Source organism: Mesobacillus sp. LC4, from assembly GCF_053543455.1.
This window is the reverse complement of sequence record NZ_JBGCUB010000002.1, coordinates 791,491-809,114: the sequence shown is the minus strand read 5'-3', so window position 1 is coordinate 809,114 and position 17,624 is coordinate 791,491. Positions and strand designations below refer to the sequence as shown.

The window sequence follows — 17,624 nt, the reverse complement described above, 5'->3', positions numbered from 1 at the left end:
CCAACGCTTAAGCTTCTTGCCCAACTGTTTCGTCTTCGATGCCCAGTTCTTTCTTAATCCAGTCGTATCCTTCTGCTTCTAAGCGCTGTGCAAGTTCTGGTCCGCCAGACTTCACAATGCGGCCCTGCATCATAACGTGAACATAGTCAGGAGTGATGTAGTCAAGAAGGCGCTGGTAGTGAGTGATGATCAAGCAGCCGAAATCTTCGCCGCGCATTTCGTTGATTCCTTTAGAAACAACCTTCAGTGCGTCGATATCAAGACCTGAGTCGATTTCGTCAAGAATTGCGATTTTAGGTTCAAGCATCATCAATTGAAGAATTTCGTTACGCTTCTTCTCACCGCCGGAGAAACCTTCGTTAAGATAACGCTGTGCCATATCAAGATCCATTTCAAGGAATTCCATTTGCTTATCCATCTTGCGGATGAATTTCATAAGAGAAATCTCATTTCCTTCGCCAAGACGGCTGTTTAAAGCAGAACGCAAGAAGTCAGCATTCGTTACGCCGCTGATTTCACTTGGATATTGCATCGCAAGGAAAAGACCAGCGCGTGCTCTTTCATCAACTTCCATTTCAAGAACATCTTCGCCATCAAGCGTAACTGTTCCATTCGTTACTTCATACTTAGGGTGTCCCATGATAGAAGAAGACAAAGTGGATTTACCAGTACCATTCGGTCCCATGATCGCATGGATTTCCCCACCCTTAACCTCAATGTTCACACCTTTTAATATCTGCTTGCCTTCAATCTCAACTTGAAGGTCCTTAATTGATAATACAGATCCTGCCATAATATTACCTCCGTCAATATAGAAAAGATTTTAAGCCGACTTTAGCCGTCAAAAGCTCTATTCTCATTTTATTCTCATTACAATCTTATAACAAATGAAAAGTGTTAGCAACACCTTAAAAGTGGAAAGAAAAACAAAGAACCCTGTAGATGTTTGTCAAACCCCAAATGATTTTTGGCTCATGCCGGGAGTGAGTGAAACGACCGGGCAAATGTATTTGCCCGCAGCGTTTCATTCACTCTCGGCAGCTTTTCAGCGTCAGCGGAAAAGCCAGTGAAGCGCAAGCTTCACGAAGTGAGCCAAAAATCAGCAGAAACTTTGATGGACATCTAGATCTTCAGTGGATCTCCTTATTTTCTTTCCACTTCCCTCACCCCGCGATTCAGCTTACTGAATCGCGACATACGACGACATAACACAATTCCATTTTAACAGACCAAGCCCTTTAAAGTCGGATATACCGCTCACAGCTTGTACATCATTTTATTTTTTACCTTCTATTATAAAAAAATGTACTCCGAAGACGAAGTCACGCTCGGTTCGGACAGCTATTTTTCTGTGGGGATCAAACCTGTTTGTACTTCCTCGGTCTTCTGACAGCTTTTCCTCTTTGAGCATCAAACCTGTCTTAAGTCCCCTCTTCTTGTGACAGCTTTTCCTCTTTGGGCACCAAACCTGTCTTAAGTTCCCTCTTCTTGTGACAGCTTTTCCTCTTTTGGCACCAAACCTGTCTTAAGTTCCCTCTTCTTGTGACAGCTTTTCCTCTTATCGCACCAAACCTGTCTTAAGTTCCCTCATCTTACGACACCATTTCCTTTTCAGGCACCAAACCTGTCTTAAGTTCCCTCATCTTCGGACAGCTTTTCCTCTTATCGCGCCCAACATGTCTTAAGTTCCCTCATCTTATGACACCTTTTCCTTTTCAGACATCAAACCTGTCTTAAGTTCCCTCATCTTCGGACAGCTCTTCCTCTTATCGCGCCCAACATGTCTTAAGTTCCCTCATCTTATGACACCTTTTCCTTTTCAGGCATCAAACCTGTCTTAAGTTCCCTCTTATTGTGACAGCTTTTCTCCTTCTAACACCAAACCTGTCAGAATTACCGCTCGGCGGGAAGCTGGATTGGAGGACTGCCTATAAAACACCAGATGCTTTTACACTTTCTTCACGTTATCCAAATAATAAAGAAACCAGTGCATAAATCACACTGGTTCCAAAATGTTTCTTCTATTATTATAGTTCCTCGGTTACGAGTGGACTTTTCGATCCAGGTCCGCAACCATCCGTTGGCTTTTGATGTAATCTCTTTCACGTTTTCTTTCGACTTCCATTCTTGCGTCATGGTTCATGCTGTATACCTCGTAACTAATTCCATGAGCTCCATGCATCGCCTTCTCCATTTCACTTGTGTAGTTCAGTTTTAGCTGACTAATAGTGAATCATCCCTTCGGTTTTTCGCTTTGTGAAAAGCGTTTTTTTGATAGTGCAATCTTAACACCTTTTATTTACCACTATCAAAGCGGTTAAAACCGTTAATTTTTGGATGTGATGGAATAAGGAGGCTTAACGAGACTTCACCTCTGCCATTCTTAGAATACTGGCAATATCCTCCCAAATGAAGCCTTTCCCTGTTATTCAACAGCCAGTTCTGCTGTTGAAACAGCTTTTACTGCTTCAATGTATTCAGTTCGACCATTGCTTCCTGGACGAGTGTCACGGCCTGGCTCATTGCCGCGCCGCCGCCGAATGCAGCTGTAACCCCAACTGCTTCTAAAATTTGTTCCTCAGTCGCTCCCTGATCCAGGCATCCTTTTAAATGGTATATGATGCAATATTCATCCTGGGAATACAATGAAATTCCGAGGGCAATCAATTGCTTTTCTTTTTGCGTCAAAGTTCCTTCCTGGAAACATACTTCGGTAAATGCATTATAGTGGCTTGCAAGCTCCGGCATTTTTTTTGTGAAAACACCCAATCCTTGCTTATATTCATGAAGAGCTGCTTCTGTTGAATTCCGCGGTTCATAATGATGCTCCATTGTTTCCACTCCAATCTGCTATTTTCTCGGTTAGTATGTTAATTTTCCTGGCGTGTTATGCGACAAAAAGAAAAAGCAGGCTGCTCGCCTACTTTCTTTAGAGTGTTATTCTTTTACAGGTACGACAGCACCTTCATATTTTTCAAGGATGAAATCCTGGATCTCTTTTGAATGAAGGACTTCAACAAGTGCCTTGATTGCCGGCTTGTCAGCATCTCCTTCACGAACTGCAATGACGTTCACATAAGGAGAATCGCTCTCCTCAATCGCAATTGAATCTTTCAGTGGATTTAGTCCAGCGTCAATTGCATAGTTAGAGTTAATCAATACTGCGTCGCCTTCGCCATTGTTGAAGATCTGCGGAAGCAATGCTGCTTCATATTCAGTATCGAACTTCAGCTCTTTAGGGTTTTCTGCGATATCATCAATTGTAGCTTTTACTTTTTCTACACCTTCTTTAAGGGTGATCAATCCTTCTTTTTCAAGCATTGTCAGGATACGACCATGGTCTGCGACAGAGCTGCTCATAATAATGTGCGCTCCCTTTGGCAGATCATCAAGTGTAGTATGCTCCTGGGAATACACACCGATTGGTTCGATGTGGATGCCGCCTGCATTTTCAAACTTATAGCCATTTTCAGCCATTTGCGATTCAAGATAAGGGATATGCTGGAAGTAGTTCGCATCTAGTTCTCCAGAGTCAAGTGCCTGGTTTGGAACAACATAGTCGTTGAAAGTCTTGATTTCCATTTCATAGCCTTTTTCTTCAAGTAACGCTTTTGCTTCTTCCAAAATTTCAGCGTGAGGTACGTTTGAAGCACCCACGACGATTTTCTTACTTTCTTCCTCGCCGCCTTCTCCTGATGTGTTATCCTCAGATGTACCGCAAGCTGCAAGCCCCGCTGTTAAAATCAATGCTAAAAGTGCTAATAACCATTTTTTCAATTCATATCTCTCCTTTATCTCTTATCTAATTTTCTAGTGAAGAAATCACCAACAAACTGAATTAAAAACACGATAATCAAAATAATAATGGTCGCCATCAAAGTGACATCGTTCCGGCTTCTCTGGAATCCTTCCATATAAGCCAGGTTTCCAAGACCGCCGGCCCCAATCACTCCGGCCATCGCTGTGTAACTGACTAACGCGATCGCCGTAACCGTGATACCGGACACCAAGGCTGGCATCGATTCCGGTAATAGAACCTTCCAAATGATCGTCGTTGTCTTCGCTCCCATGGACTTTGCTGCTTCAATGACCCCTTTATCAATCTCACGCAAGCCGATTTCTACCATCCTTGCGTAAAATGGAGCCGAACCAATGATCAATGCAGGCAGGGCTGCATTTTCGCCAATCATCGAACCGACGATGAACTTCGTAAAAGGAATCAACAGAACGATCAAGATGATGAATGGGATGGACCTGAAAATATTGACAACCCCACTCAATACTAAATTGACCGGTTTGTTTTCCCATATATTGCCCTTCGATGTCAAAAATAGCAGCAGGCCAAGGATGGCTCCAAGTATGAAGGTAGCAAGAACAGAAATGGCACTCATATATAGTGTCTCAAGTGTCGCTTCCCACATTCGGTCCCAGTTAACATTCGGAAACAATGTTTCAGCCATTGGAAATCACCTCCACGCCGACTTCATGCTGGCCAATATACTCAATTGCCCTGGCTACTTCGCTTTCGTCACCATCAAGATGGATGAACAAAGTTCCATATGACCCATTCTGTGTCTGAGAAATTTTCCCCTGGACAATATTGACCGTTATCGAAAACTCACGAATCAAGTTTGTGATCAGCGGTTGCTCGGTCCCTTCACCTACAAAAGTCAGCTGAACAACGCGGCCATGTGGATAACGCTCCAATAAGTGGTCAACTGTTTCCTTTGTTTCCTCCGGTTCTGTCACCTGCTGGACGAATCTTTTCGTAATAGGCTGCTGCGGATTCTTGAACACTTCCAAAACCGGACCTGTTTCAACAATATTTCCGCCTTCCATTACTGCCACACGATGGCAAATTTTCCTGATAACATGCATTTCATGAGTAATCAGTACGATTGTTAGGCCAAGCCTTTTATTTATATCAACAAGCAAATCAAGAATCTGGTCAGTCGTCTGTGGATCGAGTGCTGAAGTTGCTTCATCTCCAAGCAACACCTTAGGATTGTTGGCAAGAGCCCTTGCAATTCCGACCCTCTGCTTCTGGCCTCCACTCAACTGAGAAGGGTAGGCATCTCCCCGGCCCTCAAGTCCCACAAGTGTGATCAATTCTTTAACCCGCTTCTCTCTTTCTGCTTTAGCCACTCCGGCAATTTCTAGCGGAAAAGCGATATTCTCCGCTACCGTTCTGGACCAGAGCAGATTGAAATGCTGAAAAATCATGCTGATTTCCTGGCGGGCCTTGCGAAGTTCCGCTCCTTTGATCCGGGAAACTTCCCTTCCGGCTACTACCACAGAACCAGATGTTGGGATCTCCAAGCCGTTCAGCATTCGAATCAAAGTACTTTTACCGGCGCCACTGTACCCGATGACTCCGTATATTTCGCCTTCCTTGACTTCAAGGTTGACATCATCTACCGCTTTAACCTCCCCTTTATTGGAAGGGTAAATTTTTCTGGCATTCTTTATCGTGATCAATTGACTCCCCCTCTTTGCAACCGAGTATTCTACACTTATTAAAACCGTTAAATCTCCTATGTTTAAGAAGGTTATCAATCTAGTTTCCCATTCCCTAACCGAAAAAATTCAAACTTTAGCTAAAATGGAAAATAGCCTCTTAATCGGAGATGATCATGCTCTCGAAAAAACTCTTTTCGAAAAACTTTTTCAAAAAAAGACAAAATAAAAGCCTTCCTGCAAGTGAGCAGAAAGGCATAGTAATAGTGGATTCCTTTCTCTCATCTGCCAAAGCAATTTGCTTTGTGTGAATTGGCACCATTTCAGTAAGCAAAGCTTATTGACGGTTGCCGGGTTTCATAGGGCACTTCCCTCCACCTCTCTTGATAAGAGCACGCTATTAAATTATCTAATCGGTTTTAAGTTACGAGTGTGATTGTAGCACGGAGTGAAAAAGGGTGTCAATAAAAATTATTCTTAAATATCAACTGGAAGCTTATGGATGTCAAGTTCCTGCCGGAACCCCTGGAACTCCGGTCGCTTTTTCGATCGCCTGTTCAAGGTCTTCAATGATATCGTCCACATTTTCAATCCCGACCGAAAGACGGATTAGATCCTCAGGAACACCGGCTGCTTTAAGGCCATCAGAATCCAGCTGCTGATGTGTCGTGCTTGCAGGGTGGATGATCAGGCTTTTTGCATCCCCGACATTCGCGACATGGGACCATAATTCTAATGAGTTAATTAGTTTGGCTCCTGCTTCCCTGCCTCCTTCAATACCAAAGATGACGACTGCCCCTGCTCCCTTTGGAAGATAGCGGTCTGCAAGACTTTTATCAGCATGGGACTCATGGCCAGGATAGCTGACCCATGTAACAGCGGGATGCGACTCAAGATAGTCTACGATTTTCCGTGTATTGGCGATATGCTCCTTCATACGTACATGCAAGGTTTCTATGCCCAAATTGAATTGAAACGCACTCTGTGGACTGATTGCCGGTCCAAGGTCACGCAAAAGTTGAACCCTTGCCTTTACGATATAAGCCGCTGCACCGATTGCCTCGCTATAGACAATATTATGATAGCTGGAATCGGGTTCATTGAAACCTGGGAACTTAGCTGATTTCCAATTAAACTTCCCTCCGTCCACAATAATTCCGCCCATAACTGTTCCGTTTCCTAACAGCCACTTGGTAGCCGAGTGGACGACGATATCTGCGCCATGTTCTATTGGCTGGCAAAGATAAGGAGTCGCAAAAGTGTTATCGATAATCAGTGGTACTCCTGCTTCATGAGCAATTTCAGCCACAGCTTCAATATCGAGGATCCTGAGACTTGGATTCCCGATTGTTTCGGCATAAACCGCTTTTGTTTTTGGAGTAATAGCGCTACGGAAATTTTCAGGATCAGTGGAATCCACCAGATGGACTTTTATACCGTACTTTGGCAGGGTGACAGCAAATAGATTGTAAGTTCCGCCATATAGATTACCAGCAGCAACAATTTCATCACCAGCATGCGCTATGTTCAGGATGGCCATCATGATGGCTGACATTCCGCTTGATAATGCAAGCGCACCAACACCACCTTCAAGCAAAGCTACTTTTTCTTCGAGGGCTGTTACGGTCGGATTATGTATCCGTGAATAAATATAGCCCGGTTCTTTAAGCGCGAATAAATCTGCGGCATGATCTGTGTTTTCAAACTGGAATGCATTGCTCGAATAAATCGGAACTGCTCTCGCCCCAGTCACCGGGTCTGGTGACTGGCCACCATGTACCCCCAGCGTTTCAATCCGATAATTTTTTTGCTCATTTGCCATCTCCATCTCTCCAATCACCATGATTATTTGGAAAAACTGATACAAAAAACCCTCTTCCTAAGAAGAGGGTCATTTATCATCTCTCCTTATCTCTACAGAGCAAATAACTCTGCTGGAATTAGCACCGTGTTTTCACAACCGGTTGCCGGGCTTCGTAGGGCCAGTCCCTCCACCTCTCTGGATAAGAATATTCAATTCGTTTTTATTGCGTTAACGTGATAATATCATGTGAATAAATATTGGTCAATATATTTAGACTTTTCAGATAAAATTTTATACTGGAAGCGGTCTTGTAAGATAAAGTAATGATTCCAGAACTAATTGGGCTCGAAAAGGACAATTCGTTGTAATGTATTTCATTTTTACTCCATGCATCAGTTTCAGGTCGCCATCAAATAATTGCCCCAAATATACGTCCCTTCCGGAAATCGTTACAACAGTACCATTAGGACTGAGGGATTCGCAGTAACTTACCTTGCCATCCCTGAAGCATAAATAGTGTGTATCGCGATCAGCTACAATTTTCAAAACCATTTCCAGTTTCTTGACTAGCTGATGAACATGTCCCTTGCTGGGAATTACACTCACAAACCTTTCAATCTGTTCTCGCATTCCGATCAACTCCCCTACCTTAACTATTCCTTGTATAAGGGGAAAAACCTGTTAGAATCCTTCGACAAATAATTCGATTAAAATAGATTTTGCAACGTGGATAACGTAAAAAAAGACAATGCCCTTTGATAATTCGGCATTGTCTTTCATTTCCCGAGAAATAAATCCAAGAAAAATGGTCATCAGGCTGTTTTGGGGCTCACTATGCCGGATTTTGGCTTATCCATACTTTTAAAAACGACAAAGAAATACGTGGAACCAACTAAATACAGCATCGCTGTGATCGTAAATACGGTAGCATATCCCCAATAAGATCCGTATTTGAGGACAATCCCAGTTGACACAGGTCCCATGACGGCCCAACCGAGATTAAACACCATTTGATTCACAGAGTTGGCCAAACCCTTCATTGAGTCATCAACCTTCGACATCATTAATGACATCTGTATCGGGTTGCCAGCGTTCATAAGTGCCTGACGAAACAAAAACCCTAAAGCTGCCAGCCAAAAATGTTGCGTATAGGCTGTCAGCAATAGAAACGGCAGGGATAACATCTGCAAAACCACCACTGCTTTCACTTCGCCAAGTCTGCGAACGACCATAGGGCCGATAATCATTGCTACAGCAGTAGCTCCCTGTCCCAGTGAAATGACCAAACCTATCAGTGAATTGGAAGCCATGAAACGATCTGCAAAGTAAAGATTCAAATACGGTATGACCAATCCAGCACCAAAGCCTATCATCAATTGCGCAACAGCAAATAGGAGAATGATTTTGAAGCTTGCTTTGTGGCGAATGCCTTTAGTTTTTCCTTTTATATCGCTAGCCGATATGTGTGATTTCCGACTTTCACTTAACCTCATAATCGGAATCAATGCTGACATAAACAGAGCAGAGCCAATAATCAAAGTGTATCGGATGCTTTCCAAACCAGGGACGACCAATGAAAATAAGTCCGTAAGAATGCCGCCTAAAAGGCTGCCAACCACGTTCGCGGCCGTCATTGCTGCAAAGTGGATACTGAAGAGGTGCACTCTTTGTTCAGGCTTGGAATTTTCCGCAAGCCACGGAATAATGGAAACCTGAATGAAAGCTGACGCCAGACCTGTTCCAAATGCAAACAAAATCAACAATGACTGCGTTTCGACCATACTGCGGGCAAATAAGATGAAGCCTGTCGATATAGCCCCAAAAAGCATCAGCTTTTTTCTGCCGGCTTTATCGCTTAAGATCCCTGCAGGTATAAGAATTAGGGCCGTCGCTAACGAAGTCATCGAAATCACTTTTCCGTTAACCAGTTCATTGAAGCCGAGCTCACGTATGTAAAAGTTGTAAATCACCATGAAGATCCCAAGACCGACCTGTGTCAAGATATTGGCTAAAAAGGTAAGTTTCACGTTTCGATTATAGCTTTTTATATGGGAAGCCCATTCCTGATATAGAGCCATTATATTTCGCCTCACAATTATTTCGATACACTAAATATAATCCTTCTGGAACGATATGTAAATATGTTTAAACTAATCCATCTTGTAAAATCCTCCGAAATTAGCACAAAAAAAAACGGCTAAGCCGCTTAATTAAACATGTAGTTCTTTCAATTTTTCATATAGGTAAGGAACGGACTGAAAAGCATAGATTTTCTCTTGCTCCTCTCCTTTTCTTAATACAACCAAACATGGAACACTTTCAATTTCAAAACGCTCCGCCATTTCAGGCAGATAATTTAAGTCAGCTTTCCCTGAAGGCATATCCGGTAACAGCTGCTTTATAACCGTCAGCATCTTGCTTGCCACCTGACATGTGCCGCACATAGGCGTGTAAAAGTATAGGTAACCCGTTCGTTTTTCCTCCAGGAAGGTTTCGATCTCTTCCTTATTCCATTCTTCCATCTACAGTCATCCTTTTTCTAAATACTCTGCATGAACATCGATATTTGCCCCGATTAAAACTGTAGCAAGATGATTTTCAGGCGCCGTCGCCACTTCCCTGTACATCCTGTCAATGTATAAATGGTTCGCCTCTGGAAACTCTCTCTTGAATTGCTTACGGAGCTTTTCTCCCGACGCATCCGCATCCACCAAAATATAAACATCTTTATCAAAAAGGGAGTCAATCAGTTCATCAAGCTTCGATACTCCAATCGTCCCATTTGTACAAATAATTTCAACCGGTTCATTGAGCACAGCTTGAACTTTCTTTTTGTCTGACGAGCCCTCCACTATGATCACCTTGTAATTTTCGTCCATCGTCATAACCACCTATGCACCAGAGATAATTACCTTACCATATTATAAACACGATCATTAAATTTGTGCTGTTATGTTCATATTTCTATTGTCACTGTTTTTAGAGGAGATTGCAAAAAATTAGACTAGCCTGCTTAAAGGAAAGCTTCATGAGTAGATTTAAAGAAAAAACAGCGGCATGGCTGGCCGCTGTTTGGGTATTCTTAACACCAGCCGCCTTCATCACAATCAGTATACCGAGGTTGTGATTGATCCGGCACTGATACATGCTGGTAAATCTTATTCTGTTCTGCCTCATAGTGATGATCCAGTTCCAGCTGTACACCTTCTGGAAGCTTTATTTTGCCAATCTGTTCATTTTCCAGATAAAGCTGAATCTGGCCGTTTTCCAGCTTTCCTGTCACCCTGTCTGTTATATCAAGCTTTTGTTTGTTAAGTGTCATGAGTATTCACCCTTCTCGAATTGTCGGTACTTTTAGCTTGTCCGATTTCAGGGAATGAATTGATGGAAAAATGAAGGAGATTATGCCCGGGAATTAGAAAACGCCTTGAATGCATCAAGGCGTCAGTTAAAATTATTCTTTGATCATGTCTTCGTATTGTTCAGCAGTCATAAGCTTTTCTACTTCACTGTTGTCCGATAGTTCGACAGTGATCATCCATGCTTTCTCGTATGGAGATTCGTTAACGAATTCAGGGCTGTCATTGAGCTCTTCGTTAATTTCCACTACCTTGCCGCTTACTGGCGCATATAGCTCAGAAACAGTTTTAACGGATTCTACGCTTCCGAATGGCTGGTCAAGGCTGATTTCGTCTCCTACTTCTGGTAGTTCGACGAAAACGATATCGCCAAGTTCAGATTGAGCAAAATCAGTAATACCGATGCGAACCTTTTCTCCTTCAACTTTTACCCATTCGTGTTCTTTAGAGTAACGTAACTCATTTGGTAAACTCATTAACTATCCCTCCATTTGTATATCTCTATCGATTATTATCGATGGGACCGAAATTACAGCCAGGCTTTTTCAAATTCTTCCTCTTTAAAGCCTACGGTTACTTTTTCCCCGTCTGTCATCAGCGGGCGTTTGATGAGCATGCCATCTGATGCAAGCAGTTCTAGCAGCTCACTTTTTGATGCTGTCTTGATTTTGTCTTTCATCCCTAGTTCCCGATACTTTTGGCCGCTCGTATTGAAAAATTTCTTGATATCGAGGCCGCTTTTTTCCAGCATTTCTTCAAGCTGCGATTGGGAAGGCGGATTTTCGACAATATGTACTTCATTATAGTTCACTTCATGCTGGTCCAACCATTTCTTGGCGTTCCGGCATGTGCCGCATTTAGGGTACCAATAAAATGTCTTTGCCATATTTTCACCACCCTTTGCTAGTATCCCATTAATGAAACCCTCTAATCGGATAGTAACATAATAAGGCTGAAAAATACTAACATTGCGTGCTTAATTCCATGACATTTTCGGCATCCCTTACTTTATTCTACATATTTCGAAAAATTCCTCCATGGAACAGAATTATTGTTTATAAAAAATTGCTCTTTTGGTTAGTTTTTGTTTTATAAAAAAACACTTCTCCCTCTTACAGGAGAAGTGTTCGTAAATCCTAAGATTAAACGATGAAACGTTCTGCTTCGATAAGCTTTTCAGATGCTTCACGCTTCTTCGCGATCACATTGATTGGAGTGTGTCTTGTGAACTTGCGCAATGCGGAAGTCAACATGCGAAGTGCATCTCCCTCTTCTGTTGCCACAAGAGTTTCTTTTGCGTCACGTTCGATTTCATTGAATGCTTCCTGGCAGAAGATTTGTGTGTAAAGTAGCTTTTGCTTGCTCTTTTCCACTCCATCTTTTGCGATTGCTTTTTCAGTACGCAGAACAGCAGACTCCATTGAATAAGCATTTGAAATGATGTCCGCGATGTTGACGAGAATCTCCTGCTCTTTTTCCAATGCTTTTCCGAACTTCTGTGCAGCTAATCCAGCCGCAAGCAAGCCGATTTTCTTCGCGTTCTTAACAAGGTATTTTTCCTGTGCCAACGGCTCATCGCCTGGCTCTTCAGGCATTAGCATCATAAGCTCTTCCTGTAGCTGTTGAGCTTTCTGCAATAATGGAAGCTCGCCCTTCATTGCCTTGCGCAGGAATGTTCCTGGTACCAACAGGCGGTTGATTTCGTTCGTTCCTTCGAAAATACGGTTGATCCTTGAATCACGGTAAGCTCTTTCGATTTCATACTCCTGCATGAACCCGTATCCACCGTGGATTTGAACGCCTTCATCAACCACATAATCAAGTGTTTCTGTCGCGAATACTTTGTTCATTGAGCATTCGATTGCGTACTCAGCGATTGAATCAGCGACTGCTTTTCCATTGTTGATTTCTTCCTCAGACAACTGGTTCATTCTTTCCTCGAACAAGCCTACTGTACGATATACAGAGCTCTCAGTTGCATAGATTTTCGAAGCCATTGTCGCAAGCTTTTCTTTTGTAAGGTTGAATTGGGAAATAGGTGTTTTGAACTGTTGGCGCTGATTAGCATACTTGACAGTCAGACCGAATGCCTGCTTAGCTCCGCCAGTGGCGCCTACACCCAACTTATAGCGTCCGATGTTCAGGATATTGAAAGCGATAAGGTGTCCTTTTCCAGCTTCACCAAGAAGGTTTTCCACAGGTACTTGAGCATCTTCAAGAATCAATGTGCGTGTTGAAGAGCTCTTGATTCCCATTTTCTTCTCTTCAGCGCCTACTGATACTCCAGGATATTCTCTTTCCACGATGAAAGCGGTGAATTGTTCGCCATCGATTTTGGCATAAACAACGAATACATCCGCAAAGCCAGCGTTTGTGATCCATTGCTTTTCACCGTTAAGAATGTAGTGAGTTCCTTCAGCATTCAGTTTAGCAGTAGTCTTTGCACCCAATGCGTCTGAACCTGAACCTGGCTCAGTAAGAGCATAGGCTGCAAGCTTCTCGCCGGTTGCAAGTTCTGGAAGGTATTTTTGCTTTTGTTCTTCATTACCGAAAAGAACGATTGGCAATGAACCGATACCAACGTGAGCACCATGGGAGATGGAGAATCCGCCCGCTACTGCCATTTTCTCAGCGATCAACGCTGAGCTGATTTTATCAAGACTCAATCCGCCGTATTCTTCAGGAACATCCGCTCCAAGAAGGCCAAGCTCTCCAGCTTCCTTCAATAGTTTTACAGTGCGGTCAAACTCATGCTGCTCGATATATTCAACCTGAGGCAATACTTCGTTCGTTACGAAATCCTCAGTCGTTTTCGCGATCATTTTGTGCTCATCTGTGTAATCCTCTGGAGTGAAAACATGGTCATAAGTTACATCCTCGATTAAGAAACTTCCGCCTTTTACAAGCTTTTCTGTTTGGTTACCCATTTATTCTTCCTCCCATCCATTATGGGGAGGGGCTAAGACCCCTCCATATTTTGTTTAAAGTAGTTCAAATACTCCAGCAGCACCCATTCCGCCGCCGATACACATTGTTACGACACCGAATTGCTCATTTCTGCGTTTCATTTCGTGGATGACGGTTAGAGTCAGCTTCGCGCCAGTAGTACCCAGCGGATGTCCTAGTGCGATTGCGCCACCGTTTACGTTGACTTTATCTTCATCAAGGCCCAGTTCACGGATGACCTGGATTGACTGTGAAGCGAATGCTTCATTCAGTTCGAATACGCCGATATCCGACACTTGCAGTCCGGCAAGCTTCAATGCTTTCGGGATTGCCACTACAGGACCAATCCCCATGATTTCCGGCGGCACACCGCCAAGTGCGAATGAACGGAATTTAGCGAGCGGCTTCAATCCAAGAGACTCCGCTTTCTCACGGTCCATCACCATCACTGCTGCTGCTCCGTCACTGGTTTGTGAAGAGTTTCCTGCAGTGACTGTACCTTTGATGTTGAAAGCCGGACGAAGCTTCGCCAGTGTTTCAAGATTTGTGTCAGGACGTACGCCTTCATCCTGTTTGAATTGGATCGTCTTCTCAACAAGCTTATTATCTTTGCCTACTGATCGAAGAGTTACATCGACAGGAACGATTTCATCCTCGAATTTGCCTTCCTGGATTGCTTTCGCTGCACGCTGATGGCTTCTTACTGCAAAAGCATCCTGCTCTTCGCGGGAAATGCCATATTTCTTGGCTACTTCCTCAGCTGTATGGCCCATTCCCATATAGTATTGCGGAGCCGTTTCAGCAAGCTTTGCATTCGGGCGGACAACATGGCCCATCATCGGCACCAAACTCATTGATTCCGCTCCACCGGCGATGATCGTGTCTGCATGGCCAAGCATGATTCTTTCCGATGCATTCGCAATTGCCTGAAGACCTGAAGAACAATAACGGTTGATTGTGATCGCCGGCACTTCATGTGACAGACCTGCAAGTGCACCAATATTTCGCGCCATATTCAAACCTTGCTCTGCTTCTGGCATTGCACAGCCGATGATTAAGTCATCAATGTTCCCTTCATAATTGCCTGCACGTTTAAGAGTTTCTCTTACTACAAGAGCTCCAAGATCATCGGGCCGGACATTTGCAAGAGTTCCTTTTTTTGCTTTTCCGACCGGTGTCCGGGCTCCGGCTACGATTACCGCTTCTCTCATCTCATTCCCTCTCTTTCCTCGGATGTTGTAATGTATATTATTCTTCAAAAATATCAATCTATTAGTTACGCAATGGTTTTCCTTTTACGAGCATATGCTGCATGCGCTGCTGTGATTTCGGTTCAGCCACAAGGCTAAGGAATGCTTCCCTTTCAAGGTCAAGCAAGTATTGCTCATCGACCTCGGTTCCGTATGGCACTTTACCGCCAGAGATGACATATGCAAGCTTCTTCGCGATTTTCAAGTCATGTTCTGAAATATATCCTGACAGTTGCATTGTCTGAGCGCCCAGCAGCAGCGTTGCATATCCCGGTTCACCTGTTACAGGTACTTTCTTTCTAACCGGTGCTTTATAGCCGCTTTCATACAAGTTCAATGCAGCCTGTTTCGCATCGTACAATAAGTGGTCGCTGTTGACACTGATGCCGTCTGCTTCGTTCAGGAAATTATTTTCTCGCGCTTCTTCACCTGAAGTAGAGACTTTAGCCATCGCGATTGTTTCGAATACTTTGTTCGCAACCTTTTGAAGGTCAAAATCAACGCCTTTTGGCAGGCCTTCAAGATGCTTGATGTAAAGCTCTTTGTTTCCGCCGCCGCCAGGAATCAAACCAACTCCTGCTTCAACAAGTCCCATATATGTTTCCATTGACGCCTGGATATGTGCAGCCGGCAAGCACATTTCAGCGCCTCCGCCGAGCGTCATTCCAAATGGAGCAGCTACAATTGGCTTGGAGCTATATTTGATTTTCATCGTCGTCTGCTGGAATTGGCGAACGACCATGTCAAGATCCCAAATGTTATCGTCCTGTGCTTCCATCAGAATCATTGCGAGATTCGCACCAACCGAGAAGTTCTTGCCCTGGTTGCCGATGACAAGTCCCTTAAAGTTCTTTTCGACTTCGTCAATCGCGAAATTGATCATCTGAAGGATGTCTGGTCCGATTGAGTTGCTGTGTGAGTGGAACTCCAGCAATGCGATGCCATCGCCAAGGTCGATCAGACTTGCTCCGCCATTCTTTTTAATGACACCCTTTTGCTTCTTCAAGAGTTTCAGATTGATTGCCTTTGGATTTTCCTCTACCGCAACGTATTCACCATTATGGTAATAGCTCAACTTGCCTTCCTCTTCTTTATAGAAAGAAGTAAAGCCTTTTTCGACCATTTCTTTTACCCATGCAGGGACGGTCTTGCCTTCAGACTCCATTTTGCTGATGGCTTTTTCGACACCAAGCGCATCCCATGCTTCAAAAGGCCCCATCTCCCAGCCGAAGCCCCACTTCATCGCACGGTCAACGGCGACGATATCGTCAGCAATCGTGCCCAGCAAGTCAGCTGAGTAAACAAGTACAGGACTAAAGATGTTCCATAAAAGCTCTCCAGCGCGGTCCTTAGCATAAACAAGCGCTTTCATTTTATTGGCAAGCCCTTTTTCCTGCTTGGCCATTTCAGTAGACGCTGTTTTTAATTTTTTACGTGGTCCATATTCCAAAGTCTGCGGATCCAGCTCAAGGATTTCCTTGCCTTGCTTCAGGAAGAATCCCTGACCAGACTTGCTGCCAAGCCAGCCATTCTCAAGCATCTTCTTCATGAACTCAGGTACTTCGAAGACTTCCTTTTCTTCCCCGTCAACCTGGTCATATACGTTTTTGGCAACATGTGCGAAGGTATCGAGACCAACTACGTCCAGTGTGCGGAATGTTGCGCTCTTAGGACGGCCGATCATTGGACCAGTCACGGAGTCAACTTCACCAACACTGTAGCCGCCTTTGACCATTTCCCTTACTGTCACGAGCAATCCGTAAGTGCCGATTCGGTTGGCGATGAAGTTAGGTGTGTCCTTTGCTTCAACGACGCCTTTTCCAAGCTCATCTTCACCGAACTTCTTTATGAATGAAAGGACTTCAGGATCCGTATCCTTAGTAGGAATGACTTCAAGCAGCTTCAGATAGCGTGGCGGGTTGAAGAAATGCGTGCCCAGGAAATGCTTCCTGAAATCTTCGGAACGTCCTTCAGCCATTGCCTCGACTGAGATTCCTGAAGTATTCGAGCTGATGATGCTTCCTTGCTTACGGTATTTATCTACATTCGTGAAAACTTTCTTTTTAATATCAAGGTTTTCAACTACGACTTCGATCACCCAGTCTACATCCTTGAGTTTTTCCATATCATCTTCGAAATTCCCTGCTTCAATTAGAGCGAGATTCTTTTTGGAAGCCAGGGGTGCGGGCTTCTGCTTCAATAACTTCTGCAAAGCTCCTGCACTGATCCGGTTGCGCACCTGCTTATCTTCTAGAGTCAGGCCTTTCGCTTTTTCCTGTTCCGTTAATTCCCGAGGTACAATGTCCAGCAGCAATGTCGGAATCCCGATGTTTGCCAGATGTGCGGCAATCCCTGATCCCATGACACCTGAACCAAGCACCGCTGCCTTTTGAATTTGTCGCATCAAATTTGTCTCCCCCTTCGACTCTTTTTGAATGAATACTCATTCATTTTTGCACCAAAAAAAATATGCATATAAATGAGCTCTGTTAATTACTACTATAAAATATTTTAAAAATTTCCGCAATAATAAGGTGCGGAAAAAAGAAAATTTTTTGAATTTTTGACCCTCATGCTTATTTCTACAGACTTGGGCACTATAAAAAGGAGATACTCTCAACATTGAAAACATGGAGGTATGAACATGGCAAGATTGAAAAAGGATCCATCCAAAGCTGGGGTCAGCGCTGCGAGTGTAAAAGGAGATGCGGGCCCGTCAATGAGTAAGGGCGGAGAAAGAAAACAAAACAGCCAGAATAGCCAGTATAAAAAATAAAGCGAAGCGCCTCGGTCCGCCTGACAAGCGTT

The 17,624-nt window shown here is 43.7% G+C and carries 18 protein-coding genes and 2 riboswitches; of the genes, 1 reads left to right on the top strand and 17 read right to left on the bottom strand.

The features are described 5' to 3' along the window. Window positions 1-7: 7 nt before the first annotated feature. The 17 genes from sufC to AB5I83_RS10205 all read right to left on the bottom strand — a co-directional run bounded on the left by sufC (window position 8) and on the right by AB5I83_RS10205 (window position 17,223). Window positions 8-793, bottom strand: coding sequence for a Fe-S cluster assembly ATPase SufC (gene sufC / locus AB5I83_RS10285; RefSeq protein WP_167833589.1), 786 nt, complete (start codon window positions 791-793; stop codon window positions 8-10). Window positions 794-2,041: 1,248 nt separating this feature from the next. Beyond that, on the bottom strand, window positions 2,042-2,182 hold the full coding sequence (locus AB5I83_RS10280) for a hypothetical protein (protein ID WP_167833588.1): 141 nt from the start codon (window positions 2,180-2,182) through the stop codon (window positions 2,042-2,044). A gap of 278 nt (window positions 2,183-2,460) precedes the next feature. Next, window positions 2,461-2,832, bottom strand: a complete 372-nt coding sequence (locus tag AB5I83_RS10275) for a carboxymuconolactone decarboxylase family protein (protein ID WP_167833587.1) — start codon at window positions 2,830-2,832, stop codon at window positions 2,461-2,463. A gap of 105 nt (window positions 2,833-2,937) precedes the next feature. Further along, window positions 2,938-3,777 carry a MetQ/NlpA family ABC transporter substrate-binding protein gene (locus AB5I83_RS10270; RefSeq protein WP_448975063.1) on the bottom strand — a complete coding sequence of 280 codons (840 nt, stop codon included), beginning with the start codon at window positions 3,775-3,777 and terminating at the stop codon, window positions 2,938-2,940. A 14-nt stretch (window positions 3,778-3,791) separates the two neighbouring features. Continuing rightward, complete coding sequence (locus AB5I83_RS10265) at window positions 3,792-4,460, bottom strand: methionine ABC transporter permease (protein WP_226643489.1); 669 nt, start codon at window positions 4,458-4,460, stop codon at window positions 3,792-3,794. Beyond that, the gene (locus tag AB5I83_RS10260) at window positions 4,453-5,478 is read right to left on the bottom strand and encodes a methionine ABC transporter ATP-binding protein (RefSeq protein WP_448975061.1); all 1,026 of its coding nucleotides are present in this window, start codon (window positions 5,476-5,478) and stop codon (window positions 4,453-4,455) included. Before AB5I83_RS10260 ends, AB5I83_RS10265 begins: the two co-directional genes overlap by 8 nt. A 257-nt stretch (window positions 5,479-5,735) precedes the next feature. Then, window positions 5,736-5,850: riboswitch (SAM riboswitch) on the bottom strand. Window positions 5,851-5,962: 112 nt separating this feature from the next. Beyond that, window positions 5,963-7,279 carry an O-acetylhomoserine aminocarboxypropyltransferase/cysteine synthase family protein gene (locus tag AB5I83_RS10255; protein ID WP_448975060.1) on the bottom strand — a complete coding sequence of 439 codons (1,317 nt, stop codon included), beginning with the start codon at window positions 7,277-7,279 and terminating at the stop codon, window positions 5,963-5,965. 83 nt (window positions 7,280-7,362) lie between these two features. Beyond that, window positions 7,363-7,467, bottom strand: a riboswitch (SAM riboswitch). 85 nt (window positions 7,468-7,552) lie between these two features. Continuing rightward, window positions 7,553-7,891, bottom strand: coding sequence for a hypothetical protein (locus tag AB5I83_RS10250; protein WP_448975058.1), 339 nt, complete (start codon window positions 7,889-7,891; stop codon window positions 7,553-7,555). A gap of 182 nt (window positions 7,892-8,073) precedes the next feature. Continuing rightward, a complete protein-coding gene (locus AB5I83_RS10245) occupies window positions 8,074-9,339 on the bottom strand; it encodes an MFS transporter (protein ID WP_448975056.1) in 1,266 nt (421 codons plus the stop codon). A gap of 132 nt (window positions 9,340-9,471) precedes the next feature. Further along, the gene (locus AB5I83_RS10240; protein WP_448975054.1) at window positions 9,472-9,783 is read right to left on the bottom strand and encodes a thioredoxin family protein; all 312 of its coding nucleotides are present in this window, start codon (window positions 9,781-9,783) and stop codon (window positions 9,472-9,474) included. Between the two features lie 6 nt (window positions 9,784-9,789). Beyond that, window positions 9,790-10,146 (bottom strand): toprim domain-containing protein, encoded by a 357-nt coding sequence (locus AB5I83_RS10235; protein ID WP_448975052.1) that lies wholly within the window; start codon window positions 10,144-10,146, stop codon window positions 9,790-9,792. A 197-nt stretch (window positions 10,147-10,343) separates the two neighbouring features. Continuing rightward, on the bottom strand, window positions 10,344-10,583 hold the full coding sequence (locus AB5I83_RS10230) for a YusG family protein (RefSeq protein WP_448975050.1): 240 nt from the start codon (window positions 10,581-10,583) through the stop codon (window positions 10,344-10,346). Between the two features lie 132 nt (window positions 10,584-10,715). After that, entirely contained in the window at window positions 10,716-11,096 is a 381-nt protein-coding gene (gene gcvH, locus AB5I83_RS10225; protein WP_448975048.1) for a glycine cleavage system protein GcvH, read from the bottom strand. A 53-nt stretch (window positions 11,097-11,149) separates the two neighbouring features. Continuing rightward, window positions 11,150-11,506 carry an arsenate reductase family protein gene (locus AB5I83_RS10220; protein WP_167833576.1) on the bottom strand — a complete coding sequence of 119 codons (357 nt, stop codon included), beginning with the start codon at window positions 11,504-11,506 and terminating at the stop codon, window positions 11,150-11,152. 256 nt (window positions 11,507-11,762) lie between these two features. Continuing rightward, entirely contained in the window at window positions 11,763-13,547 is a 1,785-nt protein-coding gene (locus AB5I83_RS10215) for an acyl-CoA dehydrogenase family protein (protein WP_448975046.1), read from the bottom strand. Between the two features lie 54 nt (window positions 13,548-13,601). After that, complete coding sequence (locus AB5I83_RS10210; protein WP_102264238.1) at window positions 13,602-14,777, bottom strand: acetyl-CoA C-acetyltransferase; 1,176 nt, start codon at window positions 14,775-14,777, stop codon at window positions 13,602-13,604. A 61-nt stretch (window positions 14,778-14,838) separates the two neighbouring features. Continuing rightward, window positions 14,839-17,223, bottom strand: coding sequence for a 3-hydroxyacyl-CoA dehydrogenase NAD-binding domain-containing protein (locus AB5I83_RS10205; protein WP_448975044.1), 2,385 nt, complete (start codon window positions 17,221-17,223; stop codon window positions 14,839-14,841). A 237-nt stretch (window positions 17,224-17,460) separates the two neighbouring features. Here AB5I83_RS10205 and AB5I83_RS10200 point away from each other — a divergent pair, with 237 nt between their 5' ends. Further along, window positions 17,461-17,592: a YuzL family protein gene (locus AB5I83_RS10200; RefSeq protein ID WP_192470116.1), complete on the top strand. Its 132-nt coding sequence runs from the start codon at window positions 17,461-17,463 to the stop codon at window positions 17,590-17,592. Window positions 17,593-17,624 lie beyond the last annotated feature (32 nt).

Excerpts from the sequence above, each read along its gene's own strand:
- AB5I83_RS10275 (WP_167833587.1), bottom strand. The coding sequence starts at position 2,832 with ATGGAGCATCATTATGAACCGCGGAATTCAACAGAAGCAGCTCTTCAT.
- AB5I83_RS10255 (WP_448975060.1), bottom strand. The coding sequence starts at position 7,279 with ATGGCAAATGAGCAAAAAAATTATCGGATTGAAACGCTGGGGGTACAT.
- AB5I83_RS10245 (WP_448975056.1), bottom strand. The coding sequence starts at position 9,339 with ATGGCTCTATATCAGGAATGGGCTTCCCATATAAAAAGCTATAATCGA.
- AB5I83_RS10250 (WP_448975058.1), bottom strand. The coding sequence starts at position 7,891 with ATGCGAGAACAGATTGAAAGGTTTGTGAGTGTAATTCCCAGCAAGGGA.
- AB5I83_RS10265 (WP_226643489.1), bottom strand. The coding sequence starts at position 4,460 with ATGGCTGAAACATTGTTTCCGAATGTTAACTGGGACCGAATGTGGGAA.
- AB5I83_RS10235 (WP_448975052.1), bottom strand. The coding sequence starts at position 10,146 with ATGACGATGGACGAAAATTACAAGGTGATCATAGTGGAGGGCTCGTCA.
- gcvH (WP_448975048.1), bottom strand. The coding sequence starts at position 11,096 with ATGAGTTTACCAAATGAGTTACGTTACTCTAAAGAACACGAATGGGTA.
- AB5I83_RS10220 (WP_167833576.1), bottom strand. The coding sequence starts at position 11,506 with ATGGCAAAGACATTTTATTGGTACCCTAAATGCGGCACATGCCGGAAC.
- AB5I83_RS10240 (WP_448975054.1), bottom strand. The coding sequence starts at position 9,783 with ATGGAAGAATGGAATAAGGAAGAGATCGAAACCTTCCTGGAGGAAAAA.
- AB5I83_RS10215 (WP_448975046.1), bottom strand. The coding sequence starts at position 13,547 with ATGGGTAACCAAACAGAAAAGCTTGTAAAAGGCGGAAGTTTCTTAATC.
- AB5I83_RS10280 (WP_167833588.1), bottom strand. The coding sequence starts at position 2,182 with ATGCATGGAGCTCATGGAATTAGTTACGAGGTATACAGCATGAACCAT.
- sufC (WP_167833589.1), bottom strand. The coding sequence starts at position 793 with ATGGCAGGATCTGTATTATCAATTAAGGACCTTCAAGTTGAGATTGAA.
- AB5I83_RS10210 (WP_102264238.1), bottom strand. The coding sequence starts at position 14,777 with ATGAGAGAAGCGGTAATCGTAGCCGGAGCCCGGACACCGGTCGGAAAA.
- AB5I83_RS10230 (WP_448975050.1), bottom strand. The coding sequence starts at position 10,583 with ATGACACTTAACAAACAAAAGCTTGATATAACAGACAGGGTGACAGGA.
- AB5I83_RS10200 (WP_192470116.1), top strand. The coding sequence starts at position 17,461 with ATGGCAAGATTGAAAAAGGATCCATCCAAAGCTGGGGTCAGCGCTGCG.